A 26,758-nucleotide genomic window follows, 5' to 3' on the forward strand; every position below is an offset into this window, starting at 1 on the left:
TATCACTCGCCCTTAGGCTTCTATATCTTATTTGTTACGGTCATAAATAATACGCAGGCCTTCCAGCGTAAGCATTGGATTGACTTCGTCTATACAATCCGTTTCACCGGCAATGAGCTGTGCCAGTCCCCCGGTAGCAATAACCTTAAGTACCGGTGCGTTCATCTCCTGCTTAATACGTCTGACAATTCCCTCTACCTGACCTGCATAGCCAAAAATAATTCCTGCCTGCATGGCATGTACCGTATTGCGTCCGATCACCTTCTTGGGTTTCTCCAGTTCGATCCGCGGCAGCTTGGATGCCCGTTGATATAAGGCTTCTGTGGAAATGCCGAGTCCCGGTACAATTGCCCCGCCAAGGTAATTGGCACCTGCATCAATGCAGTCAAAGGTTGTAGCTGTCCCAAAATCAACGACGACCAGCGGACATTTGTATTGTTCAATAGCGGCAACTGCATTGACGATCCGGTCCGCGCCGACCTCACGGGGGTTCTCATACCTCAGATTAAGCCCGGTCTTAATGCCGGGGCCGACAAGCAACGGCTCCTTGCCAATATATTTGACGCACATTTCCACAATGACTTGCACCAGGGGAGGAACGACCGAGGAAATAATAACCCCTTCCACATCCTTAACCGATACATTCGACATATGGAACAAATTATGAATGAGCACACCATACTCATCCGCCGTTGATTGACGGTTGGTGCTGAGCCGGAAATGATGCAGCAGCTCACGCCCCCGGTATACGCCGAGAACGATATTGGTATTGCCGATATCGACTGCAAGCATCATGGACGGGGGCCCTCCTTCTTAGCATTCAGATCCAGACTGATGTCGAGACTTGAGAAGGAGTAGGTGAGCCGTCCTACAGAAATCACATCGACGCCGGACTCGGCAATCGCCCGCACGGTTTCAAGCGATACGTTGCCGGAGGCTTCGGTCTTGATATGCGGCGCTTTGGTTTTGATTCTTCTCACCGCTTCTGTCATCAGTTCGGGGGACATATTGTCGAGCATGATAATGTCCACACCTGCCGCGAGAGCCTCTTCAACTTGCTCCAGACTTTCTGTCTCTACTTCAATAGTCATCGTATGCGGGATATTGGCACGTGCCCGTCCTACAGCCTGACGGATGCCACCCGCTCCCTTGATATGATTGTCCTTAATCATTACCGCATCGTATAAGCCGAAACGGTGGTTGGCCCCGCCGCCGATGCGGACAGCATATTTCTCCAGCATCCGGTGACCGGGCGTCGTCTTGCGCGTATCCACCAAACGGGTAGGCAGCCCGTCCAGCTTCTGAACAAACGAAGCTGTGCGTGAGGCCACCCCGGATAAACGCTGCATCAAATTAAGTGCCAGTCTTTCCCCGGTCAGGATCGCATGTGTGCTGCCTTCAACCTCTGCGATAACTGTTCCCTTGGATACGGCCTGGCCTTCTTGGACCAGAGCAGTGAATACAAGCGAAGGATCTACCACTTCAAATACCAGCTCGGCCACAGGAATGCCGCAGATGATGCCATCCTCCTTGGCATGGATAATCCCTTTGGACTCGTGTCCGGCAGGAATCGTTGTACGGGTTGTGATATCTCCGGAGCCGACATCCTCATGCAGCCAGCCTTTGATCATTTGTACTAATTCTTCATTATAGCCATTAAACATCATCACTTAATTCCTCCACTATTCCCAGTTCGCGAATTTGGAGCAGATGCTTCTGCCACTCCGCATCATCCCGCTGCGGGTAATCCTCACGGTAATGCGCGCCCCGGCTTTCCTTGCGCTTCAAGGCCGAATCGGTAATCAGCAGACAGCAGGTCAGCATATTGGCGAACTCGTATTCCTCTCTTTTGGTCAGCGCCGAATGAAAAATAGGCAATTGTCGTCTTAGCTCTTCTAGTCCCTTGACCAGCATCTCTTCATTCCGCCGCAGGCCGACATAACGCACCATTACTTTTTGCAGCTTGAGGCGCCGTTCCACAATTGCCTGGGTCGGAGATTCCACCCGGCCTTCATGACTGCCTGCCGAAATCTTGCCGCGTTCAAGCCGCGGCAATTGGCGGACACGGTCAATAATCCGTTGTCCAAATACAATCGCCTCAGACAATGAATTACTGGCCAGCCGGTTCGCTCCCTGTACCCCGGTGGAAGAGACTTCACCACAGGCGAACAGCCGGGCGATGTTGCTCTCTCCGTTAAGATCGGTTTTGATGCCTCCCATCATATAATGCGCAGCCGGAGCCACCGGAATCCAGTCACTTGTAATATCCAGCCCGTAGCTCATGCAGGTCTCATATATGGTTGGAAAACGGTGTCTGACCATCTCTGCCGACTCATGGGTAATATCGAGGTACACAAAGGTCGATTTGGTCAGCTCCATCTCGCTGACAATGGCCCGTGCTACGATATCGCGCGGCGCAAGCTCCAGCAGCTCATGATAACGTTCCATGAAACGTTCTCCATTAATATTCCGCAGCACTGCGCCTTCACCGCGTACCGCCTCAGAAATCAAAAACCGCGGCGCTCCGGGGTAGCTGAGCGCTGTCGGATGGAATTGAATAAATTCCATATCCCGGATGTGCGCTCCCGCCCGGTAAGCGATGGCTACACCATCTCCGGTCGCCACCTCAGGGTTCGTAGTGTAGCGGTATAATTGCCCTGCTCCGCCGGAACACAAAATGGTCGCATCCGCCTGCAGGAACAAACGCTCACCATCTGAACGCTGAACCAGTGCACCTACACATTCTCCCCCATCGGTTATAAGATCAATCACAAAATGATCATCCCATACCTCTATATTATGATGCTGCGCCACCTGTTCAGAGAGCGCACGTACAATTTCATATCCTGTAGCATCGCCATTAGCATGCAGAATGCGTCGGTGGCTGTGCGCGCCTTCCTGAGTCAAGGCGATCACACCGTTTTCTTTATCAAACAGCGTTCCCAAACGGATCAGTTCTCGTACTCCTTCGGGGCCTTCATTCACAAGCACATCCACGGCGGCGGAGGAGTTAAGACCCGCTCCAGCCAGAAGCGTATCCTGACGATGGAAGGCCGGAGAATCATCCTCGGCAAATACAGCGGCAATTCCGCCTTGAGCGTAGCGGGTGTTACTATCCATCAGTGATTTTTTGGTAATTACAATAACCTTCCGGTCCTCGCTGGCTTTAATCGCTGTGAACAGCCCGGCAATGCCTGAACCGATAACAATACAATCCGTCTTTACTGCAGGAAGCTCGCTAAGGTCGAAATCAACCAAATATTGTGGAATCATGACCACTTTTCACCTGTTTCAACGAAAGAGTAGCGCATGCTACCGGACTTGTAACATGCGCTCTAGGGATGTTCTGGCTTTGTCGGCGACAGCAGGCGGTACATAAATCTGCGGCTTCATCGTCTCCAGGCATTTGACCAGTTTTTTGAGATTATTCACTTTCATATTAGGGCAAACAAGAAATTTGGTAGCGAAATGGAATTCCTTATCCGGGCTGTCCTTGCGGAGCTGGTACCCCGTACCATCCTCTGTTCCGACAATAAACTGCTTGCGGTCAGACTTCTTGCAATAATCAATAATCGAGGTGGTGCTGCCAACGTAGTCTCCCATAGCCACCACTTCGGGACGGCATTCGGGATGGACTACAAATTCAGCCCCGGGATATTTCGCTTTCATCTCTATCACATCTTTGACGGTGAGCATATCGTGAGTGTTGCAGTAGCCTTCCCAGATAATCAGCTTCTTGCCGGTCTTATCCTGAACGTATTGGCCCAGGTTTTTGTCCGGTACCCAGATGATCTCTTCAGCATCCAGCGATTCAATCACTCTCACCGCATTGGCAGAGGTACAGCATATATCTGTCTCTGCTTTGATTTCAGCCGAGGAGTTGATGTAGGTCACTACTTTGGCATTAGGATGCTGAGCTTTCAGCTTGCGCAGCCCATCCACATTTACCATATCCGCCATCGGGCAGCCGGCGCGCTCATCCGGAATAAGCACGATCTTGTTAGGCGCCAGAATCTTCGCGCTTTCTCCCATAAAGTGAACACCGCAGAATACAATCACATCGGCATCGGTCTCTGCTGCCTTTTGTGCCAATAAAAAAGAGTCTCCCCGGAAATCTGCCACTTCTTGAATTTCATCACGCTGATAGTAATGAGCCAAAATGATTGCGTTCCGTTCCTTCTTAAGCTGTTCGAGGCGCACACGAAGTTCACGATTCTGTTCCTGCTTGCGCTCAAGCGCCAGAGCTTCCACGGTCTGTTCTCCCCCTTATGTCTTCACGGCTGTAAGCCGGCACATTCATATCAAGTTTATTTAATATTTAATCACTAATGTACACAACGTTCCACCCACTGTCAATGTAACCTGTCAGGCGGAGAGCTGTCTCAAGTCCGCTGAAAAAGCAGAAAAATCCGGAGAACCCTAAGGCTCTCCGGATTTCATGAACACTGTTCAAGTCAATGACAGTTTAGACTAAGCTACCGCCGCCATCTTTATTGCCATCGTTCGAATCATTTCCACCCTCGGAATCCGTGTTATTCGGAATATCCTTGGACAGGTCGCCGAGTGTGGTTGAGGTATCTTCAGCTTTGCCTTGAATGCGGACACGCACATCACCGATCGAATCAATTACAGGTTCGCCCTCTTCATGAGTAACGCCTGCAGCTTCCTCCGGTTTGCCATCCTCGGTCAGGTAGCCTTGCTCGATCAGTTCTTTGATCTGATCCAGCTCCAGCGTTTCCTTCTCAAGCAATGTGTTCGCAATTAGGTGCATTTCTTTGGAGTACTTGGTCAGCAGCTCTTTGCAGCGCTCATAACTGCTGCGGATAAAGTTCTGCATTTCCTGGTCAATTTCATAAGCAATGGAATCACTGTAGTTCTGCTCATGACCGATATCGCGGCCCAGGAACACCTGACCCTGCGATGTGCCGAACTGCATAGGTCCCAGCTTGTCACTCATACCGTATTCCATAATCATGCTGCGCACAATCCGTGTAGCCTGCTGGAAGTCGCTGTATGCGCCTGTGCCAATTTCCCCGATGAATAGCTCTTCTGCGACACGTCCGCCGAGCAGTCCGGTCACTTTATCAAGCAATTCCTGCTTGGTTACAAGCATCCGGTCTTCCTTCGGAAGCATAATCACGTATCCGCCAGCGCGTCCACGCGGGATGATGGTAACCTTGTGGACCATATCGGCGTGTTCCAGGAAATAACCCACAATGGTATGGCCTGCTTCGTGGTAAGCTACGATGCGTTTCTCACGCTCGCTGATGACACGGCTGCGTTTCTCGGTACCTACGATTACGCGGTCAATGGCTTCATCTACTTCAGTCATGGAAATATCCTTGCGGTTGCGGCGTGCTGCAAGCAGTGCCGCCTCGTTGAGCAGGTTCTCCAGGTCCGCACCGGTAAAGCCGGTAGTGCGTTTGGCGATGACGTCAAGTCTAACGTCCTTCGTCAGCGGCTTGTTTCGGGAGTGAACCTTCAGTACAGCTTCACGGCCTTTTACGTCAGGGCGGTCAACCGTAATCTGACGGTCAAAACGTCCCGGACGAAGCAATGCCGGGTCAAGTATGTCTGCACGGTTGGTAGCCGCGACAATAATGATGCCTTCATTGCCGCCAAAGCCGTCCATTTCGACGAGCAATTGGTTCAGCGTTTGTTCGCGTTCATCATGTCCGCCGCCAAGACCGGCGCCGCGCTGGCGTCCGACCGCGTCAATTTCATCTATAAAGATGATACAAGGAGCGTTCTTCTTCGCATTCTCGAACAAATCACGTACACGGGATGCACCGACACCGACGAACATTTCCACGAAGTCGGAACCGGAAATACTGAAGAATGGAACACCGGCTTCACCGGCTACCGCCCGGGCCAGCAAGGTTTTACCTGTACCTGGAGGGCCCACAAGCAGTACGCCTTTAGGAATGCGGGCGCCTACTGCGGCGAACTTGCGCGGATCTTTCAGGAATTCTACGACTTCGACAAGCTCCTGCTTCTCTTCGTCGGCTCCTGCAACATCCTCGAAGCTGATCTTCTTCTTCTCTTCATTATATAACCGGGCCTTGCTCTTGCCAAAATTCATAACCTTGCCGCCGCCACCCTGTGCCTGATTGAACAGGAAGAAAAACAGGATGAACATGATTACCAGCGGAATAATGGAAGACAGGAATGTCAGCCAAATGCTGTCCCCTTCCATTTTCTTCTGAGTCAACTCTATGCCGTTTTTATCGCTGGCATCAATAAGTTCATTGAGTGCCGCATCTGTAGGAGGAACAAAAGTGGAGAAGTTTTTCGATTTAGCATCAGTAGGCTGTTGCTTGTATTCGCCTGTAACGGCAAATGCATTGCCTTCGAACTGAATCGTCATACTCTTCACATTGTTGTTCTTGATCTCCTGTCTTAACTCATCGTATCTAGGGAAATCGGCGGATTCATTTCCATTGCTGACAAACTGGACAATGCCCACCACGACTAAAAATAAAATCAAATAAAAACCAGAATTCCGGATGAACCGATTCATCCCCTACCTCCTCTCACAACGCTCAAGTTATTGTACCATAGCCTGCCCAGACTCCTCAAATTGTTAGGGTCTTGGGAATCCGATCCGTTGGATCTAAGGCTGTCAATTAGCTTATTTGGAATAAATTTCAGGCTTTAGTACACCGACGTAAGGGAGATTGCGATACTGTTCCGCATAATCCAGTCCATAACCCACTACGAATTCGTCTGGAATCACAAAACCAGTATAAGCGGCTTCCAGATTAACGGTGCGTCCTGCCGGTTTGTCGAACAGGGTAACTACAGTAACCGAGGCAGCGCTTCTGCCCTGCAGCAGTTCAATCAAATAGCTGAGCGTGAGACCGCTGTCGATAATGTCCTCAACAATCAGAACATCGCGGCCTTCGACCGATGCATCCAAATCCTTGATGATTTTGACAACGCCTGAGGATTTGGTGGATGCCCCATAGCTGGATACAGCCATAAAATCCATCTCTACGGGAACTGTAATGGTTTTAACCAAATCCGCCATAAAGATAAACGCACCTTTCAGCACACAAATTACTAAAGGCGTGCGTCCTGCATATTCCTCGCTCAACTGGGCGCCGAGCTCCCTGATTCTCTGTTGAATTTCTTCTTCGCTGATCAAGATCTCCTGAATATCGTTCTGCAACTTGCGAACCTCCTAAGTTATACTATGAAAGACTTACTTCGACCATTACGCTTCTTCGCCCTTCTCCGTATCCTCCAGAGTCAGGAAAAGAACCGAGGCCGTGTGCCGCCCTACTGCGGCATGCATCGAGCGCCTTACGCCCGGAATCCAGACGATATTGCCCAAACCATCACAAACGAGGGGAATCACAGAGCGTTCGGAAGAAGGTATTTTATCATCAATGTAAATATCTTTTACCTTTTTGCTTCCGTTTAATCCCATAACCCTTATGGTATCTCCAGGCAATCGGGAACGAATGGTGAGCGGCATGACCAACTCGCTGCTGTCAAACCACGCCAACATTTTCCCGGAGTCCTCCCCCTGTGCAAAAAAACTTTCTCTCTCCAGCACCGACATCGTCATTACTTTTCCTATCTCCTTAAGCTCTACCCGGGGATGAGGCAAAGACAGCCGATATGTATAATTTAGTTGCTGCTGCTGAGGCTTGGACGAGAACACAATTGTATCGTATTGCCGCGTGCAGATCAGCCCTCCACCCAAATCCAGACTCCATACAGTGGGGTGTCTCTGCAGCGTTCCCCGGCGCACGGCTTCAATCTTGGAAAAATCCAAAATCACTGTGTCTGCCGACAGATAATTTAATATTAGTTTAATCAAACGCCGTTGTAAAGCGGAGGGTATGGCCGCAAATGCCGCTCTTTTGAAGGTGTATTTTCCAGGTTCGTCCAAAACCAGCTCACCAAAGCATTTTAGCGCTGCCGCCTCCATAAATTCATCTTCGGCCTGGGCAATTTCGGACAATTGCAGAAGCGATTGCCTTACTTTCGGGTTGTACCCTTCCAGAGCAGGCATCAGCTCCAGCCTTACCGCATTGCGCCTGTACTCCGTCAGCAAATTGCTGGCATCCTCGGCGTAGGGAAAGCCCTCATGCCGGCATAGGCTGACAAGAGATGTTTTGTTAATACGCAGGAAAGGACGGATGAGTTCCACATTTCTTTCAGTACGTTTCCACCGCATTCCGCCAAGTCCCGAAGGGCCGCTGCCGCGCAGCAGGCGCATAAGTACGGTTTCGGCCTGATCATCGGCGTGATGCGCCAGCGCGACAGAACGGGCCCCATACCGGTGCGCCGTATCAATCAGAAACTGATAGCGCTTCTCCCGCGCCGCGCCCTCCGGCCCAAGGCCGCTCGCTTTGACAATGGACGGAATATCAAACTCCGCCAGCTCAAACGGCAGCCCCAGCTCGTCGGCCATAACCCGGACGCTATCCGCCTCTTCTCTGGACTCGGCTCTAAAGCCATGATTCACATGAGCACAGATCAAGGTCAGCGGCATCCGTGTCAAGGATATTTCATGCAGAATACGCAAAAGAGCCACAGAGTCCGGCCCTCCGGAAACTGCGACTACAATGGTGTCATGGGGCGACCACAGCTCATGCTCGGCTGCAGACTCCAGTACGGATTCCACCAGTTCATTCATTTGCTCCATATGGCTCCCTTTCTCGCCTGATCGCTGACAAGAGCTGAACCGGTACGGCCAGCCCGCAGTAATATGTATGATTTCAAAAACGGACTACATAGTAGATGGTAAAAACCAGCAGGAACAAGGATAGCGCAAAAGCGCCTTTCAGCCAGCCGGGTGTCGCTACCGGTTCCTTGCCCATCTTCCTTGAGTTGTAGATATGATTCTTCCAGGCCTCCGCAGCCGCGGCCGTTCCGGGAAATCCGCCCTTAAGCGCGAGGCATATCCAGGAGGACAGCTTCTTATCCGGCAATTTTCTCGCCAGCTTAATCAATTCATCTCCGCTTCTCGTCTGCGGCAATTGCGTAGCGGCCGCCTTCAAACCATCTTCATCCAGCAGCCGGAGACACAGCACGGCAAAAGCAAAGAGATCGTAATTCTCATCGCCCATGCGGCTGCCCGCATTCCAGAATCCCCGGTCATGCCATTCGGTAAATTGCTTCACGCTGCGCCCGATGGGACTTGCGCCCCCGTAATCAATCAGTTCCACCCCGCCGTAATTGGATACCATCACATTCTCCGGCTTGAGGTCTCCAAACACAAAACCGCACTCATGCAGATTCCGCAGCTCCTCCAGCAGCTTCAGACCAACGAGGCCCAGCCAGGAGGGACCGTTTTTGGCCAAGAAATGATGCAGTTGTCTGCCGTCCACATAACGCATTACATAAAACGGTATGTTGTTCCCGTCTTTATAATCATCCGACTCCAGCAGATAAGAGGACAGGGCCGTCTCACGGCGGGAACGGTGCTCGCTTCGCTTCCGGTAGGACTGCAAAGAGGTCAGCACATTGATTTCTGATTGAAGCTCAAGTGAGTCGTTGCCGATCTTGAGGGCATAGCGCTCCCTTCTGCCTTCCCGCTGGACAAGATATACGGTTCCGTTCGCTCCTCTTCCCAGCATGCGCTCAACGACATAACGGTTTCCCCGCCATTTGCCGCTGATTACAGTGCCGGCAGGATAGGGCGGATTAGACGACATACCCACCAATCATCCCTTCTTTTTCATCGTGATCATTACCTGACAGGCGCTCACGATGTTCATCCAGTGTATCATAACGGTAATGTTCAAGCACCTTGAAAATGGCCGGCCCCGTCGGAGTGGCTCCCCTCATCTTAAGCTTGGAGAAAAGCGAGCGGACCTGCGACACATTCTGTGTCCAGTCCATATCCAGCACAGCCTCCTCACTGCCGGATCGTCCGGGAAAATGGAAAACGGCAATTTCACTCCGTCCTTCACGGGCCTCCAGGCTAAGGGCCAGATCACGGATCGCATCCTCTACCGCGCCCAGCTTGGGCTTCATGCTCGCACTGGCATCAATTAAGAGTGCGAGGCGCAGCGGCGAGGTTTCGGTCAGCTCATCCACTACTGTTACCACCTGCGAACGCTGCAGCGGAGGCAGCTCCTCCAGCGAGCCTTCACCGAGAATTTTTTGTACCTCTTTATTAACCGCCTGCTGAATGGTCTGAACCACAGTCTTGCGGGTCATCATCTGTATCGTCTGCGATAGCTGCGGCGTTCCGACGATTCGGCTGAGCCCGCCTCCGGCCTTGGCAATATCCGCGATCTCCCGGCTGCCGAGTTCACCGATGGTTCCGTAATCGACCACACCGACCACATTGACGGTAATGCCTTCCTGCCGGGCATGTGCCGCCGCCATCACCGGGCTTTCCCCCACGTTTGAACAACCGTCTGTAATGAGCAAAATTTGCTTCATAACCGCACTCCCTTCCTTGTATATGTTTCTAGCATATCCAAGGTAGAGAGATTTCAAACGTCGCTTTGCGGGGGAAAATGATAAATCATGGTGTGAAAAAGCGTCTCTGCGAGGAACTTTTGGGCTTCCGATCGCGGTTGAAATCGGAAGACAAAGGCGAACGCTAACGCTTCTCCAGCTCCAAAATTCCTCTCCGTTCCGTGATTTCACAATATTTAAAAGATCCTATTTACTCCGCTGAACCAGCGGCGTATGAAATAGGAGAGAGACGAGTACCCTTAGGGTTTGGAATCCCCTAATGATGCAAGCCCAAGAGCTATTATCTGCTCTACTGAGCAGATAAACTGCCGTCAGCTACAGCAGCAGAAAACAGAGTTAGTTAAATGATAGATTAGCTGACGGTACGGGGGCGCTCCATACGGCCGATACCAGGCATGTGCAGGCTGGACCATTCAGGGTGGTAGTGATCCAGACGGGTAACCACGATGGTCATATCATCATGGATTTCATTCCCCTGATAACGGATAACCTTCTCCAGCAGACTGTCGGCCAAATCCTGGGGGTCGTCCCCTTCAAGCTCCTGTATTAATCGCTTCATCCATATTTCTTTATTAACGGCATATCCCGGCGCATCATAAATACCATCGGTCATCATAATGAGAATATCGCCGGGGCGAAGCTGCATGCTGACGAGATCAACCTCGATATCTTTAATGATACCAATGGGCAAATTGCTGGCGGTTACCGGAATCACCTCGCTGCCCCGCCGGATGAAGCTTGGGGCTGAAGCGATTTTCATAAAGGTGGTCTGTGCCGAATACTGGTCGATCAGCGCCATATCCACAGTCGCATAGAATTCGTCGGGAGAGCGCAGCAGCAGGATGGAATTGACCGATTTTACCGCGAGCTTTTCATCCATGCCGGATTGCAGCAGCTTCTCCAGCATCGACAGGGCGGCGCTGCTCTCCATGCGGGCCCGCTCCCCGTTGCCCATTCCGTCACTGATGGAGACGGCAAAGGTTCCGTTGCCCAGCTCTACAGTGCTGAAGCTGTCCCCTGAGAGGATATCGCCCCCTTTGGCCGCTCCCGCCACACCGGTATTAACCTCGTAGGCCTTAGCCGAACCAAAGGTGACCATCGACAGCCCCTCTCGGGGATGCACCGCTGTTTCACTGACCACAGCGATGTTCTCTTCCAGAATGTCGGATAGCAGCGGGGCGATCATTTTGCGGCATTCGTCAAAACCACGGGTGTAGGCATGCACCACTTCAATCTCTACCCGCCCTGGATCAAGACTCAGAATTTCGATGCTGTGAATGGACAGCCCCAGCTTCTCCAGCGCCTCCCGGATCTGGCTCTCCTGGCGGTACATTGCTTGACCTTCCCGTTTAATTTCTTTCGCCAGATCCTCCATGACCTGCGAGACGCCCGACAACTGCTCGGCCACAAATTGGCGGCTGTCGTATATTTGTCTCTTCCAGCGCATATCATGCTGGTAAAGATCATATTGCCCTTTCATGACCTCAAGCACTTCGGCCGTCTTCCCGCATATCCGGTTCCACTCCGGCGGAAGCTGCGCGGCGGTGATATCCGGGCATTCCTCCACGGTCGTCATCATATCGGTCATATATCTATAGGTCTGATAAAATTTGGCGTCCCAGCAATGGTTCCGGCGGATGCAGCCTGAGCAGGCCCCCTCGGTGACGGTGTTCATAAAATCTTCCATCTCACGGTCACTTTTCCCGACTTCACCCGCACGCGGAATTTGCCCAAAGCTGCTTGAGAGCTGCTGAAACACCTGGGAAAACTGGGTTACGCGATCGGCTGTAATATCCCGCACCCTTCTGGCATATTCATGCTGGGACCGGCTATGGTCGGGAGTGCCAGGAACATATTTGGCGATGACAGATATAATTCCCGCTGGTGTTAGAAGAAACAACATTACTGCAGCGCAGGTCTCCCAGGTCGAGGACATTACATCACCCGGACCCAAGAAATAGACGGAAAGTATGGTTGACCCCAGCAGCATCCCGATAGAAACCGCGCCTTTGCGCCCGGACTGCATCATGCCCGCCAGCATCCCCGAGAAAGCTAGGAGACTCATCTGATAGATTGCTCCTATATCCGCCAGACTGAGGATAAGTCCCGTGACTACTCCAACGGCAGCACCAAGTGGAGCCCCCCCAGCCAGGGCGAACAGCAAGATCAGGTATCGGGACAAAATATGCTCCAGGGACAGTCCGTTTACATTCCAGCCCACAAGACCGGTCATCACCGATGCAAGCAGAATAATCAGGCAGAGCACCTCTTCATTACGCAGCGCCCTGCTTTTTTGCTTAAAGGTAAATAACGGAAGCGCCTGCAAAAATACAAGCGTCAGCACAAATCCGAGCATTGCATCAAGCGTAGCCATCATCAGGGGGTACCAGGCTATGGATGGACCCATCACGACCCGGAACAAGCCGACCATAAAAGCTGACACGAACACCATTAGCGGGGCGTAGGAAAGCTCTACTTTCTGGAAGCTCTCCAGCCCTTTGTGGATGAGGAAAAAGATGATCAGCTCAGCGGTAACCACTATAGCCCCCGGGAATGGGGTGAAAAGGCTTCCGACAATAAGGGATGCGGCTACAGGCAGCATGGAGTCTCTGCGCATAAATACGATAACGGCGAAATAAGCTGCAGCAAAGGGGGACAGCTCGTCCAATATCATTGCACGGCCCAGCAGAAAACCCATAAGACTCAGCAGAAGCATCCATTTCTTGACGATGATCAGTTGAACCACGGGCTGCTTCAGACTCCAATTCTTGAACCGCGTACCCCAGGAATCCTTCCGATCCTTGTCATTGCTTCCGGCTCTTGTCCACTCCGGCAAATTCACCACATTGCTTTTACTCATTTCTCTGCACCACCCGTTTAAGAATTTATGGTTCTCATTATATAGCGGGGGTCTTCAGAAAGTTTGTCAGAAACAGAGAGGGAACTGTAAAAAATTTCCGACAAAATAGCCTCTCCCGACATTCAGTGATGAAGCGTGCTAATCCCTTGCGGGGCAATCGGTTAACGGCCTCCGGCAAAGCTTCTGCGCACTTCACCGCCCCTTGCTGCCGCAGACATTCGTCAGCGATTGCTCTGGAGTTATGTGAGAATGGCAAGGATGCTGTCGGCAACTTTTCTTACACCGACAAAAAAACCGCAAAGGGCATTACGCCCCCGGCGGTTATTGTGATATGCAAGTATTGAATTATACGCGCTTGGCTCCTCGGCCTCCGCGCTTACCTTCTGTGTTCTTCTTGATCGAAGACATCCGTTCTTCGCTGTCTTTCAGGAAGCGTGACATTTTATCCTCGAATGAAGGTTTACCGGCTGCAGGCTTGAATGGACGCCCTCCCCGTTCACGATTGTAACCACCGCCGCCGCCAGCACTTCCGCCACCGCCACTGCCGCCGAAACGGTCTCCACCGCTTGGACGTTCAGGTCTTGGAGCTCTTGGGGGACGTACTTCTGATGCAGGCTTATCCACGGCCTGCTTAATGGAAAGTCCGATCTTGCCATCCTTGTCAACATTGATCACCTTAACGGTTACTACATCCGCAATCTTCAAATGATCGTTAACATCCTTGACGTAATTATCGGCGATTTCCGAGATGTGAACGAGACCTGTGACACCTCCTGACAGATCCACAAATGCTCCGAAATGCGTGATGCCTGTCACCTTGCCCTCTAACTTGGTGCCCACTTCAATTGCCATAGAATAAAATGATCCTCCCTTAAAAATATACAGACGAATATAAAGTCCATCCTGTCTGCGGTGATTTGATTATACAGTAAAGAACAAACCAAGGCAACACAGCTAAAGCCTCTTTTAGCCTGCTTTATTTCCCTGATTGCTCTGTACGGATAGGCAGTTCGCCCTCAGGATACATATTGTACCATTTACGCGCCAATTGGCCGACATACTCATCATCTTTCAGGCGTGATACTTCATATTTAAGCTGGCCCAAGGAAGTGTTTACGCTCTCGCTGCTCTCCTTCTTCTTGGCGAGCTGTCCACTCTTCTCCGCAATCACTGCGCTCTGGGCAAAGAAAATATAACCGGCCCAGCCAAAAAACAACGCCACGACGAGTATCCAGATGAATTTTCTTCTCTTCGCGCCTGCGGCCGAAGCTTTATGGTTATTTCCCTTCTCTTCCGCAGAGAATCTGTTCATGCGTGTACCCCCGTTCTAGGTCAGTGTTTCCTCTTGGTGTTAATCCATGCAGTGAATCTTGTGATCCAGGCGCTGTGATAGAGCCGCAAAGCATATGGAGTCATCCATTTGACAGGAAAGAACCAGATTGGCTTCGTTAGCCGCAGCAACAGCTTTAGTATAAATAACAGGATGCGGCCAAGCAGCAGCAGCGTTCCTCTGAGGAGGCGCCACAGCCAGCGAAGCGGTACGCCTATTAACAGCTCAACCATTCTCCATAGCAGTCTGCACGTATACTGAACCGACTGAATTAACATTACCACAAAACGCCGCACCGTAACACTGAAGATTAAAAAATAGATCCATACGCCTAGAAACAGCCCTACAAAGACATAAAACCTCAATTGTCCCTGATTTCCGGCATACAGCATGCGAAAGACAAGCAGTGCCGCCCATAGCCAGTACAGCAGATCGAGCAGCGCATTCAGCCATTTGGGAAAGCTTAATTTCAGCGACAGCACCCGGTAGCTGTCATAGGCCAGTCCCATCGCTGTGCCAGCCAGCATCATATAGAGCAGGGTCATCCACTGAACTGTGGGATTCATTTAAACAGCTTGCCGAGTAATCCTTTATTTTTGCCCTGCGCTCCGGGATCAAGATAAACCAGGGAATGCACATTGCCCTCCAGAGACAATATGCCGTTCTCCAGACTTAAATTTTTGATATGTAAATGATTCCCGCGAATGGTGAGATGGCCAAGTTCCGTACGGAGCAGAAATTCCTCGCTGTCGAAGCTCTCCACATTCTGCACACCGGTAAGCTCCAGTTGCTTGCGGCTGCGCATGTGCAGATCGTGCTGCTTGTTATTAACCTTTGCTGGCTCGCTCATAGCATGTACCCCTCCTTCTTGATTCTAATCTATGGCGGATGGAGAGGTTGTAGAACAGAGGCAGCACAATAAACTCAGCGATACTCCGTATCGCGTTCAGGTATCCTTTTCAGCGAGAAATATAAGGATAATTTATAGGGTCAAGCATATAAATTCATATATTAAAAAAAGCGCAAACTCTACGAAGTGTAAAGTCGCGCTTTCTTGGTTAATCTTGTTGGTCCGTTACCAGTCGAGACCGCTGCTTTTGGCAACAGGCTCTTCCCGGAGCAGTGTATACATGCCGGCGGCTTCGTCCTTGCGGGTCGTTTCCACCAGCTTTTCCACTTTGACCGTCACAAGCTTTTGGCCGAATTGCACTGTAATTTCGTCGCCGATCTTCACTGTGCTGCTCGGCTTGGATTCCCGCCCGTTGATCAGAACCCGGCCCTGTTCGGACACATCCTTGGCCACTGTGCGGCGCTTAATCAAACGGGAAACTTTCAGGAATTTGTCCAGACGCATTAGTTGACGGCTTCTTTGAGCTTGTTGCCGGCCTTGAAGGCAGGTACAGTCGACTCAGGAATTTCAATCGTTGTGCCCGTTTGCGGGTTGCGGCCGGTACGGCCGGAACGTTTGCGGGTTTCAAAAGTGCCGAAGCCGATCAGTTGCACTTTGTCGCCTTGTGCAAGAGCATCGGTAATTTCGCCCAGAACCCCGTTAATAACGGCTTCTACGTCTTTTTTTGCCAATCCGCTTTTTTCGGAAATGTTGTTTACCAAATCTGTCTTGTTCATAGTTTAAAGTTCCTCCCAGGATACAAAAAAATAAAATGAAACGCGAGGATGCTGGCATAATCTGCCGCAATTCGTCATTTCGTCTTTATGATATTCTTGATGCCGCCCTGAATTCCTGCCACGCTCCGCTGATTTTTCAAAAAAAACAACCGCCGGCGGATAAACACGGGCATATAGCACTATAACACTATCAACTGAGCTTTGCACTCCAAATCAAAGATTTGCGCTGCATTCACAGCATTGCCGCTTCTTCGGCTACGTATACCGGGTGACCGGTCAGAATGTGCAAGCAGACATGGTTAAGGAGCCTCGAATTAGGCAGAGCCCCTCAAGCCTTCTATGAGATTTCATCGTCTGTAGTACCGCTAAGGAGCGGCATGGCTGCCTGGTGATCCTCTAGAGCTTTCGTTCTTCCACTTTGGCTTCCTGCCAGAGCTCTTCCATCTCAGCCAGTGTGCTGTCCTTCAAGCTCCTTCCCTGGCTCAGCAGACGCTGCTCGATATACTGGAACCGTGCGACGAATTTGCGGTTGGTCCGGGTCAGCGCCTCTTCCGGGTCGGTCCCGATGAAGCGGGCGGCATTGGTTGCGGCAAACAGCAGATCGCCAAGCTCCAGCATTTGCTCTTCCGCTGAATGACCGTTCTGAATGGCTTCCTGCAGTTCGTCGACTTCCTCGCGGATTTTGGCCAGAACATCGTTGACATTATCCCAATCGAAGCCTACCTTGGAGGCTTTCTTCTGCAGCTTGTACGCCTTCATCAGCGCCGGCAGATCACGGGGAACGCCGCTCAGTGCGGACTCCGCTTCGGGCTTCAAGCCCTTGCGCCGTTTCTCCTCCGCCTTCATGCCTTCCCAGTTCTGCAGTGCTTCCTCAGCATTTCCGGCCGCCTGATCCCCGAACACATGCGGATGGCGGAAGATCAGCTTATCGTTCAGTCCTTCGATCACATCATACACATTAAAGGTTCCGACTTCCTCCTCTATTTGGGAGTGCAGCATAATCTGGAGCAGCAGATCGCCAAGCTCTTCCTTCATGTGGTCCGGGTCATCCTCGTCGATCGTCTCCAGCACCTCATAGGTTTCCTCGATCAGATTTTTGCGCAGGGATTCATGCGTCTGCTCCCGGTCCCAAGGGCAGCCTTCCGGGCTGCGAAGCGTATCGACAATCTCATGCAGACGGGCAAAGGTTCGCCGCTGCACCGTCTCCGAACGGTTCGCCGGAACATACACAAGCGACAGATTTCCGTAACCATCCAGTCGGTCCAGCTCATACAGAGGCACACGGTCAATGCGTTCTTCACCCTCTACCCCAAGGGCATGGCCCACAATAATCTCATATTCCGGCGGGTACAGCTCCATCAGGCTGAGCTTCGTTTCCGACGCGGTGAAGCTGTCGTATACCTGGCCGATCAGCGTGTGCAGTTCCGGCTGGAGCTGGGAACTGCGGATGCCGGACGCGTCCAGAAGCTGAAACCCCTCAATGGGGTCGAACCCGAGGCGTACAAACGCCTCGTCGAGGAAGCTCTCGCCCCCGAGAATGTTCAGCTCAATTCCTGCTTCCGGGCAGCGCTGGCGCAGCAAGGAGACCGCCGATTCAGCAACCATAGGATGCCCTGGAACCGCATAGACAATTTCAGCTCCCTGCGGTGCCGAAGCCGCCTCTTCGATCAATCTCGCCGTAATGGCCTCATATACCTCAGGAAATGAATCCAGCGATTCGTACAGCCCGTCGAAGGATTGCCAAGCAATCTCAAGCTCGGCCAGTGCCACCATAACGGGATGCTCTGCAGTCCGCACGTAGACAGCGGACGCAGCCTTCAGTTTCTTGATAATCCCCAGTGTCAGCCGGTCCGGATTGCCGGAGCCGAGACCGACGACTGTTAATGTTCCGCTCATGCGTTTCCACTCCTTTCAGTGCGGCCGATTGCCGCTCTTATGTAAATGCCGATAGAAAACATGTTATATGGGTAAGGATGATCTGTAATACGATGGGCAGCGTAGTAGCTTAATGGCGTTGGGGCTAATGTCGCAATGGCTTAAAAAGCGTAAAGCTGCCTGATAGCGCAGCTACCCAATAGCGGAACTGACCAATAGCGCAAACTACCTGATAGCGTAAATTGCCTAATTGTGCGATAAAAGCAGAACTAAGGCCGCTGCGCCTTATGGGAACAGGCGCAGCTTCTTCAGCTTGTCCGCCAGCCGCGGGCCGAAGCCCGGAAGCTGGCGCAGCTCGCTCTCGCTGAGCAGCCGCAGCGCTATAGCGCCGATGGCAAAGACGGCGCAGCCTGCGAGCACGCCGAGCAGGCTCTGCGCCAGCGCCGCGGTGCGGCTGCCGCCAAGCCCTGCGGCGGCTGCCACGCCGCCGATGCCGCTGCTCACCGCAGCAGCGGCCAGGCCCAGGCCCGCGAGCAGCAGCGCGGGCCGTACCAGGGCATCTGCGAGGCGAAGCCGCAGATGGCCCTGGCGGTGCAGCAGCAGCACGTTCAGCGCTGCTGCAAGCCCATGTGCGGCCACGCTGGCGATGGCCGCACCGGTAATGCCCTGCTGCGGTACGAGCAGCAGGTTGAGGGCCGCCTTGAGCAGCGCGGCGGCCAAGAGGTGCAGCGCCGGCGCGCGCACGGCGCCAAGGCCCTGCAGCAGCGCGGCCGAGATGATGCTGACCGTACTGCCTGCGGCAGTGAAGGCCAGCCAGGTCATCGCGGTGCTGCCGGAGGCGTCGCCGTAGAGTGCCACGTTGACCGGCTCCACAAGCACAGCCAGGCCTACGGAAGCGGCCAGGCCCAGCAGCCAGAACCAGCGCAGCGATAGACTGCAGCGGGTCTGGATCAGGGCCAGATCACCCCGATACTTGGCTTCAGCCAAGGCCGGGATGAACACAACGGACAGCGACGTAGCCAGCATCGTAACGATCTGTACCAGCGGCAGGCCGCGGTTGTAGATCCCGAACTGCGCCATCGCTGCAGCTTCGCTGCCGCCTGTGGACAACAGGCGGGGCACCGTGAACACATCCACCAGCCCGACCAGCGGCACGGCCAGTGCACCAAGCATCACCGGCAGCCCGTAAGCGAGCAGTTGCCGGGCTCCGATTGCTGAAGCCCGACGGCCGGCAGCAGCACCGGACCATGCCGGAGGCCCAGCCGTCTCTGCCGAAGCGGCAAGCTCAGGCTGCGCACCGCTTCGGCGGTGCCGCCGGAGGTACAGCAGCATAATGAGCAGGCCTGCCGCTCCGCCTCCGGCGGAACCAAGCAGCGCACCCGCTGCGATACCTGCAGCATCCGTACCGATAGAGGTCAAATACAGCAGCAGTGCGATCATGACCGCCACACGCACTGACTGTTCGACCACCTGCGACACGGCAGTAGGCACCATGTTATGCAGGCCTTGAAAATATCCGCGCAGCGCAGCCATAAGCGGAACAACCGCCAGCCCCCATGCACTGCTGCGCAGAGCAGGTGTGACATGTGAATTGCCTACCCAGACCGCAATAACCGGTGCCCCGGCATAAACGGCAATTCCGAGAACGACACCGCTAACCGCTGTAAGAACAGCCGACAGCAGCAAGACCCGCCGCCCTTCATACTCCGCCTTTCCGGCAGAAGCCTCGGCCACGAATTTCGAAACCGCAGCGGGAAGTCCCAGCATGGCCACCGTCACCAGCATCGTATACAGCGGATAGACGGTATTATAGATGCCGAATACAGCATCACCGCCCAAATTTTGCAGCGGAATCTTCTGCAAGGTGCCGATCAGCTTGGAAAGGATGGCGGCAGCACTAAGGATGAACGCGCCTTGCAGCAGCTTGGAGCCTTGAGGATTGGATTTCATAATATACCTGCTTCTACAGCCATAACTGCTATGATTGGATGAATTTCTATATTATAACGCATATGGACGTGCAAGTAGAAACGTTTCGCCGCAGAGACAGGGCAATCACTTACGATTTCATTTATTCCCTGCCCACAGCAAAACCCCGCTGTTCCCTTTGATATCATACCAAAAGGAAAGCGGGGTCCATAGTTCCAAAGCCGTTATTGCTCCATTTGCTTGCCCAGGAAAGCGGCAGCCGTCTCAGCCATCTTCACTTCCATCTGAGCCATTTTTACCGAATCATCCTTATTCAGAAGTACCACGCAGCCGATAGGGTCCCCACCGGAAATAATTGGTGCAGCCACAAAAGAAGATACCGTCTCCGGGTGATCCTTGCCGATATCGTAGCTTCCTCCGTTGGTTTCAAGGACCGTCTTCCGGCCCTCCATTACCTTCTCAAGCAGCGCACCTACCTGCTTGTCCAGATAATCCTTTTTGGAGCCGCCGGCAAGAGTGATAAAGCTGTCCCGATCGGTGATCATCGTAATATGGCCTGTTCCTTCAAAGAGCGACTCCGCGTACTCCTTGGCGAAATCGCCCAGCTCACCAATTGGCGAATACTTTTTCAGTATGACTTCACCGTCGCGGTCGACGAAAATTTCCAGTGGGTCACCTTCACGAATACGTAGAGTGCGTCTGATCTCTTTAGGGATAACAACTCGTCCGAGGTCGTCAATACGGCGTACAATTCCAGTAGCTTTCATTTCACATGTTGCCCCGCTTTCTTAAGAAGTATGGTCCAACTACTGTCCATTATGGGAATGGATAATCCCAGTGATTTATCGAAATATCTGCCCATAGTATTCATCTCTTCCCAGTTCCTTATACATCCTTAGAGCATGTATAAAAAAGTTCAACAGAAGGGATTGGAACCCTTTTAGTTATGCGCTAACATTTCCATTTTTATACACTTATTATGCGGGGTCATCAAGAGAAATCCGTCCATCAAAATAACCCCGCCGCTCAATGCGACGGGGTGCTTGTCCATGCCTGTCCTGATTATTTGGCAGCTTCAGTAGCAGCCGGAGCCTCTGCGCTTGGTGCGGCTGTTGGCTCTGTTCCATTTGTTGCTCCCGCGGCTGCAGAGCTCTTCGGCAGATTGATTTTGATATCAAGCGACCCCAGATCCTTCTCCAGGAAGGATTCCAACCCATTGGAAGCCAGCTTGCCCTTGATGGTTTCCTTCTGCTCTGCGGTCAGCTTGTCAAAGGTTGTCTCCGTACGGGACTCCACCTTCATAATATGATACCCGTAGCTGGTCTTCACCGGATCACTGATAGTGTTCAGCGGCAGGGTTTGGGCTGCCTTCTTAAATTCCTCAACATATGTTCCCAGCGCCTTGTCCTTATATTCGCCGCCACTATCCTTTGAACCTGTATCATCAGAATATTCCTTGGCTGTTGCTGCAAAGTCGGCCCCGCCGTCCAGCTTGGCTTTAACCTCCTTGGCCAGCTTCAGCGCATCTGCATCGGTGCGCTCCTTGCCCGCAGAATCCTTCAGGCCAATCAGCACATGACGCAGCGTCGCTACAGTAAAGTCACCTTTGGTCGCTTCAAATTCAGTCTTCACCTGATCGTCGGTAACCTTCTGCAGCATGTCCTGATACACGGTAAGCACACGCACCATGTAAGAGCGGATATCTGCTTCCGTCAAATTCTGCTCCTTCAGCGTGCTCTCGTAGGTGTCGCCCAGGCCTGTCTTAATGGTATTGACCTGAACATCGGCTTCCTTCTCCGCCTCTTTCTTCGCAGCATCCGTAGCTTTGCCTGACAGGTATTCAAAAGCAACCTCCTGCTTCAGAATGGACTCCTTAAAGGCGTCAATTTCCAAGTACTGCGCCTGCTGCGGCGACAGGAACTTCATCACGCGTGTATCCAGATCAAATTCCTTCTCTGTAATGGTACCACCCTTATAAGTAGCTACTGCGGTGCTGTTATCTTCTGCTGCATTGCCGTTCTTGCTGCTGCTGCAGGCTGCGAGCATGGAGAAAGAAATTGCCGCAACCAGCGAAACCAGCAACACTTTCCATGATTTTTTTTTATTTAACGACATTGTGTAGTTCTCCCTTCGATTTTAAAGACTGTTTGGCGGCTGCCAGGAACTGTTCCAGCAAATCGAGCAGCTCCTTGTCGCCAAGATCCTTGGCTTTGATACGAATGGTCGCTTTGGCATCCCTATCAAATTGTACACGTCTTTCAAAGCTATTTCCAACTTTAGCGAGCTTAGCCGTATCAAAAGAACCGATGCTGCCCTCATGGAAATTCAGCGAGACCTCATCACCGCGGCGGACAATGGATTCCATACCATAGAGCTTCCCGAACACCTTCAGGCGGGCAACCGACAGCAGATTGACAACGGCCTCCGGCAATTCCCCGAAGCGGTCCAGCAGTTCATCCTCAAGCTCTGCAGCATCTTCAAAATTAGCCACGGCAGCAACCTTTTTATAAATTTCAATCTTCTGGATGCTGTCGTAAATATATTCGGACGGCAGATACGCATCAATCGACAAATCAATGACCGTGTTGCCCTGCTTCAGCGAGGTATCTTCCTCGCCAAGCACGCTGACCTTGCGCTTGCGGATCTCCTCCGCCAGCATTTGTGAGTAGAGATCGAAACCGACGGAAGCGATGAACCCGTGCTGCTCGGCGCCCAGCAAATTACCTGCTCCGCGAATGGACAGGTCGCGCATTGCAATTTTGAAGCCGGAACCAAGCTCCGTGAACTCTTTGATCGACTGCAGACGTTTCTCTGCAACCTCTGTCAGCACCTTGTCACGCTGGTAGGTGAAATAGGCATAGGCAATCCGGTTCGACCGGCCTACCCGCCCGCGTAGCTGATAAAGCTGTGACAGCCCCATCTTGTCGGCATCATGCACAATCAGAGTATTTACGTTCGGAATGTCTACCCCTGTCTCAATAATGCTGGTGCTGACCAGCACATCGTATTCTCCATCCAGGAAATCGAGAATGGTCTTCTCCAGCTCCGACTCGGACATCTGCCCGTGACCGATACCCACCCGTGCCTCCGGCACAAGCATGGAAATTTGCGCGGCCATTTCCTGTATGCCCTGGACACGGTTATAGAGATAATAGACCTGGCCGCCACGGGCCAATTCACGTTCCACTGCCTCCCGTGTAAGCGTCTGGCTATGCTCTACCACATACGTCTGTACAGGAAAGCGGTTCTCCGGTGGTGTCTCAATGACGGACAGGTCCCGCACACCAAGCATCGACATATGCAGCGTACGTGGAATAGGTGTAGCCGTAAGGGTCAGGACATCGACATTTGTTTTCAGCTTTTTGAGCTTCTCCTTATGGGTTACACCGAAACGCTGCTCCTCATCGACAATGAGAAGACCCAGGTCCTTGAACACCATATCCTGCGACAACAGCCGGTGCGTGCCAATAACCACGTCTACCGTTCCCTGCCGTACACCTTTGATCGTCTCGTTCTGCTCCTTGCGGCTGCGGAAGCGGCTAAGCACCTGGATATTAAGCGGATAATTGGCGAAGCGCTCGCGGAAGGTCTCATAATGCTGCTGGGCCAGGATCGTTGTAGGAACCAGCACCGCCACCTGCTTGCCTTCAATCGCCGACTTAAAAGCGGCACGGATCGCCACCTCAGTCTTGCCGTAGCCCACGTCACCGCACAGCAGCCGGTCCATTGGCCGGTTCTGCTCCATGTCTTTCTTGATCTCTTCAATCGCCCGGAGCTGATCGCGTGTCTCCTCATAAGGGAACATTTCCTCGAATTCGTGCTGTTCCTGGGTATCCTTTTCAAAACCGTAGCCCAATGCGCTTTGACGCTCAGCATACAGCTTGATCAGATCATCGGCGATATCCTGTACTGAAGATCGAACTTTACTTGTGACCCTCGTCCATTCATTGCCGCCAAGCTTATACACCTTCGGCTCCTTGTCTTCCGAGCCGACATATTTCTGAATCAGATCAATTTGCTCAATCGGTACGGAGAGCTTATCTCCTCCGGCATACATAATATGCATGTAATCCCGGTGAATCCCGCTGACCTCAAGTGTTCCGATACCCATATATTTGCCGATCCCGTGATTCTGGTGAACGACATAGTCACCGATTTTCAGTTCGGTGTAGCTCTTAATCCGTTCGGCATTATCAATGCTCTTGGACACCTTGCGCGCCTTGCGCTGCTTCTGCGAGAACATTTCACCTTCCGTAATCACCGCAAGATGAATGGAAGGAAGCTCGAACCCGGAGCCCAGATTTCCCTGGAGTATGGTAGGCTCCTCAATGCCGTAATCGTCCAGCACCCTGCGGACCCGTTCCATCCGTTCTTCCCCGTTGGCAAGCATAACGACCTTAACGCCTGATTTATGCCAACGCTCCATCTCCGATTTCAGCACATTCATTTGACCATGAAAATCCTGCATTCCACGGCTGATGAAGCCTAAGATGTTCTGCGGCTGAACATGCGGCACCTGCCGCAGGAAGATCGACATGAACAGGCTTTGGAACGGCCGGCGATACATAATGGCATCACTCTCAACGGAGAGATGAAGGTCTGGAAGATTCTTGCCGTTCTGAAGCAGATGAAGATTCCACTCCGACTCGTCGCGCTCAAGCTGCTTCGCCGTTTCCAGCAGTCTGGCCGGTTCGTCCAGCACAAGCAGTGTATCCTGAGCCATATAATCATACAGGTGGGAACGTTCAGGATATAAGAGACTGATATATTTATAGATTTCTGGAAAATAGGTGCCTTCACGGAGCATCTCCAGCTCCCGGCCCATTTCCTCACGCAAACGCAGCTTGGCCTGGCGGTCAGTCATTTTCTCAAGCTGCCGTTCCAGCATCGCCGAAGCTTCGACAGAAGCCGAATCCAGGCGCGTCCGGTCAGCAATGATTTCTTTGGCTGGTGCAATCTTCACACTGCGTACCTTGTCAATCGAACGCTGGTCCTGCGGATCGAAGGTCCGGATGGAGTCAACCTCATCATCGAACAGCTCCACACGGTAAGCCAGAGGAGAAGTCATTGGATAAAAATCGACAATACCGCCCCGCACGCTAAGCTCCCCGCGGTTCTCGACACGTTCCACCCGTTCATATCCCATCTCAATCATAGACATGAGGAACCCATCAAGCTCCAGGGTTCCTTCCTGGGAAATTGTCAGTTCCGCATCAGCCATTACATGCGGTGAAGGAAGCAGCCGCCGTACCCCGGAATAGGGAACAACGACAACTCCCCGGAAACCCTGGGCACATTTGGTCAACACTTCAATGCGCTGGGCCAGCGTCTCCGGGCTGGAGACCGCCGCTTCAGCGGCTACAAGCTCATTCGCCGGATAGAGCAGCACACGGTCTGCGGAAAGCGCTTCCTGCAAATCCTCAGCCATTTTCTGGGCTGAGAACATGTTATGGGTAACTATGAGCAGCGGGCGCGAGGTTTCTTCATGCAGCGCCGCCAGCATGATTTGTCTGGCAGAACCGGATAGACCCGATATGAGCTGCTCCTTCATCCCCGCAGCGATGCCGCGTGTAACGGACTGAAAATCAGAATCTTTGGAAAAAGCTTCTATAAGACCTTGTAACAACAGGCGCACCTCTCTTACTAAATAGGCTGACAGCGGTATAGCCACTGTCAGCTATTATAATCGGAATTGAAAACAAGCCTCAGCATGTAGGGCTAAGGCTTGCGGATGACGATAGAGACAGGCGCTTCCACCTTACTGAAGCGGACTGGCCAGCAGGCTGAGCTCGGGGTTGTTCTCCAGGGCTTCCTTGCAGTAGTCGCAAGTAACCTTCACCGTAATCTCGCCTTCTGAATCATACGCTATGATATCTCTGCGCTCCGCAGGGGTCAAGGAATGAAGGCCAAGCTGCATTTCTGTAGAATCACTTCTCTCGACGCTTCCAAGAAATGTGCGGCAATGCCTGCATACATAGTTTATTGCCATCTATATGCCTCCTGAAGGTAGTATATACCTTCAGTATGCCCCGTCTGCCTTGTCTTTAGCCTAAAGTGTAATTAACGGCCACTACTGCTGTCAGCCGTTATATTTGGCCATTGTCTGCTCAAACGTGTGCTTCAGACTGAACTCCAAAGCATCACAGGTATCAAGAATCATTTTCCCCAGCCGGTCTCCATCCTTCTTGGGAAAGGCAGAGAGCACATAATCCACTATAGCAAACCCGGGCTCGGGACGCGAGATCCCCATCCGCACACGATTGAAGCTTTGCGTGCCCGTATGCTGTATGATGGATTTAATGCCGTTATGGCCGCCGGCGCTTCCTTGGTAGCGCAGCCGGATTTTGCCGATTTCAGTATCGAGATCATCATATACGACAATCATATCCTCAAGCGGTACCTTGTAATAGTCCATGTAGGCGCGAACGGCTTCCCCGGACAGATTCATAAATGTCATCGGCTTGATCAAGACGGCTTTGACCCCGTCAATGACACCCTCACCGATAACGGATTTGCATTTGTTCTGGTTGAAGGTGATCCCGTTTCTCGCCGCAAGCTCATCCAGAGCCATGAAGCCGACATTATGTCTAGTTTTTGCGTACTGCGTTCCGGGATTCCCTAATCCGACAATCCATTTCATGATGGGGCTTATCCTTTCATTTTCGGTGCTCTCCGGCAGAAGAGCTCCGTTT

23 protein-coding genes are annotated in these 26,758 nt (G+C 52.3%); all 23 read right to left on the minus strand.

Annotated features, from left to right (window positions below; all coding sequences use genetic code 11):
- Positions 1–27: 27 nt before the first annotated feature.
- Positions 28–795, minus strand: a complete 768-nt coding sequence (locus B212_RS0127310) for a type III pantothenate kinase (protein ID WP_019914459.1) — start codon at positions 793–795, stop codon at positions 28–30.
- Positions 792–1,667, minus strand: a complete 876-nt coding sequence (nadC, locus tag B212_RS0127315; RefSeq protein WP_019914460.1) for a carboxylating nicotinate-nucleotide diphosphorylase — start codon at positions 1,665–1,667, stop codon at positions 792–794. Before nadC ends, B212_RS0127310 begins: the two co-directional genes overlap by 4 nt.
- Complete coding sequence (nadB, locus tag B212_RS0127320) at positions 1,657–3,273, minus strand: L-aspartate oxidase (RefSeq protein WP_019914461.1); 1,617 nt, start codon at positions 3,271–3,273, stop codon at positions 1,657–1,659. Before nadB ends, nadC begins: the two co-directional genes overlap by 11 nt.
- A gap of 39 nt (positions 3,274–3,312) precedes the next feature.
- Complete coding sequence (gene nadA / locus B212_RS0127325; RefSeq protein WP_019914462.1) at positions 3,313–4,251, minus strand: quinolinate synthase NadA; 939 nt, start codon at positions 4,249–4,251, stop codon at positions 3,313–3,315.
- 214 nt (positions 4,252–4,465) lie between these two features.
- Entirely contained in the window at positions 4,466–6,520 is a 2,055-nt protein-coding gene (gene ftsH / locus B212_RS0127330; protein ID WP_019914463.1) for an ATP-dependent zinc metalloprotease FtsH, read from the minus strand.
- A 111-nt stretch (positions 6,521–6,631) separates the two neighbouring features.
- Positions 6,632–7,171, minus strand: a complete 540-nt coding sequence (hpt, locus tag B212_RS0127335) for a hypoxanthine phosphoribosyltransferase (protein WP_019914464.1) — start codon at positions 7,169–7,171, stop codon at positions 6,632–6,634.
- Positions 7,172–7,216: 45 nt separating this feature from the next.
- Complete coding sequence (gene tilS / locus B212_RS0127340; RefSeq protein ID WP_019914465.1) at positions 7,217–8,659, minus strand: tRNA lysidine(34) synthetase TilS; 1,443 nt, start codon at positions 8,657–8,659, stop codon at positions 7,217–7,219.
- A 73-nt stretch (positions 8,660–8,732) separates the two neighbouring features.
- Positions 8,733–9,671: a serine/threonine protein kinase gene (locus tag B212_RS0127345; RefSeq protein ID WP_019914466.1), complete on the minus strand. Its 939-nt coding sequence runs from the start codon at positions 9,669–9,671 to the stop codon at positions 8,733–8,735.
- Positions 9,661–10,407 carry a VWA domain-containing protein gene (locus tag B212_RS0127350; RefSeq protein WP_019914467.1) on the minus strand — a complete coding sequence of 249 codons (747 nt, stop codon included), beginning with the start codon at positions 10,405–10,407 and terminating at the stop codon, positions 9,661–9,663. The genes B212_RS0127345 and B212_RS0127350 overlap by 11 nt, the downstream gene beginning before the upstream one ends.
- 391 nt (positions 10,408–10,798) lie before the next feature.
- Positions 10,799–13,306 (minus strand): stage II sporulation protein E, encoded by a 2,508-nt coding sequence (gene spoIIE, locus B212_RS0127355; RefSeq protein WP_019914469.1) that lies wholly within the window; start codon positions 13,304–13,306, stop codon positions 10,799–10,801.
- A gap of 345 nt (positions 13,307–13,651) precedes the next feature.
- Complete coding sequence (locus B212_RS0127360; protein ID WP_019914470.1) at positions 13,652–14,158, minus strand: S1 domain-containing RNA-binding protein; 507 nt, start codon at positions 14,156–14,158, stop codon at positions 13,652–13,654.
- 124 nt (positions 14,159–14,282) lie between these two features.
- On the minus strand, positions 14,283–14,618 hold the full coding sequence (locus tag B212_RS0127365; protein ID WP_019914471.1) for an FtsB family cell division protein: 336 nt from the start codon (positions 14,616–14,618) through the stop codon (positions 14,283–14,285).
- Positions 14,619–14,638: 20 nt separating this feature from the next.
- Entirely contained in the window at positions 14,639–15,202 is a 564-nt protein-coding gene (gene yabQ, locus B212_RS0127370) for a spore cortex biosynthesis protein YabQ (RefSeq protein WP_019914472.1), read from the minus strand.
- Entirely contained in the window at positions 15,199–15,486 is a 288-nt protein-coding gene (gene yabP, locus B212_RS0127375; protein WP_019914473.1) for a sporulation protein YabP, read from the minus strand. Before yabP ends, yabQ begins: the two co-directional genes overlap by 4 nt.
- Before the next feature lie 225 nt (positions 15,487–15,711).
- Positions 15,712–15,990, minus strand: a complete 279-nt coding sequence (locus B212_RS0127380) for an RNA-binding S4 domain-containing protein (RefSeq protein WP_019914474.1) — start codon at positions 15,988–15,990, stop codon at positions 15,712–15,714.
- On the minus strand, positions 15,990–16,262 hold the full coding sequence (locus B212_RS0127385) for an HU family DNA-binding protein (protein WP_019914475.1): 273 nt from the start codon (positions 16,260–16,262) through the stop codon (positions 15,990–15,992). The genes B212_RS0127380 and B212_RS0127385 overlap by 1 nt, the downstream gene beginning before the upstream one ends.
- 396 nt (positions 16,263–16,658) lie before the next feature.
- Positions 16,659–18,158, minus strand: a complete 1,500-nt coding sequence (mazG, locus tag B212_RS0127390; RefSeq protein WP_019914476.1) for a nucleoside triphosphate pyrophosphohydrolase — start codon at positions 18,156–18,158, stop codon at positions 16,659–16,661.
- A 264-nt stretch (positions 18,159–18,422) separates the two neighbouring features.
- Positions 18,423–20,087: a putative polysaccharide biosynthesis protein gene (locus B212_RS0127395; RefSeq protein ID WP_019914479.1), complete on the minus strand. Its 1,665-nt coding sequence runs from the start codon at positions 20,085–20,087 to the stop codon at positions 18,423–18,425.
- Positions 20,088–20,290: 203 nt separating this feature from the next.
- The gene (gene spoVT, locus B212_RS0127400) at positions 20,291–20,833 is read right to left on the minus strand and encodes a stage V sporulation protein T (RefSeq protein WP_019914480.1); all 543 of its coding nucleotides are present in this window, start codon (positions 20,831–20,833) and stop codon (positions 20,291–20,293) included.
- 295 nt (positions 20,834–21,128) lie between these two features.
- Positions 21,129–22,181, minus strand: a complete 1,053-nt coding sequence (locus B212_RS0127410; RefSeq protein WP_019914482.1) for a peptidylprolyl isomerase — start codon at positions 22,179–22,181, stop codon at positions 21,129–21,131.
- Positions 22,168–25,692 carry a transcription-repair coupling factor gene (mfd, locus tag B212_RS0127415; protein ID WP_019914483.1) on the minus strand — a complete coding sequence of 1,175 codons (3,525 nt, stop codon included), beginning with the start codon at positions 25,690–25,692 and terminating at the stop codon, positions 22,168–22,170. The genes B212_RS0127410 and mfd overlap by 14 nt, the downstream gene beginning before the upstream one ends.
- A gap of 132 nt (positions 25,693–25,824) precedes the next feature.
- Complete coding sequence (locus B212_RS0127420) at positions 25,825–26,055, minus strand: anti-sigma-F factor Fin family protein (protein WP_019914484.1); 231 nt, start codon at positions 26,053–26,055, stop codon at positions 25,825–25,827.
- Positions 26,056–26,145: 90 nt separating this feature from the next.
- A complete protein-coding gene (gene pth, locus B212_RS0127425; protein ID WP_019914485.1) occupies positions 26,146–26,706 on the minus strand; it encodes an aminoacyl-tRNA hydrolase in 561 nt (186 codons plus the stop codon).
- Between the last annotated feature and the right edge of the window lie 52 nt (positions 26,707–26,758).

This window comes from Paenibacillus sp. HW567, assembly GCF_000374185.1.
Classification (GTDB): Bacteria; Bacillota; Bacilli; order Paenibacillales; family Paenibacillaceae; genus Paenibacillus_AQ.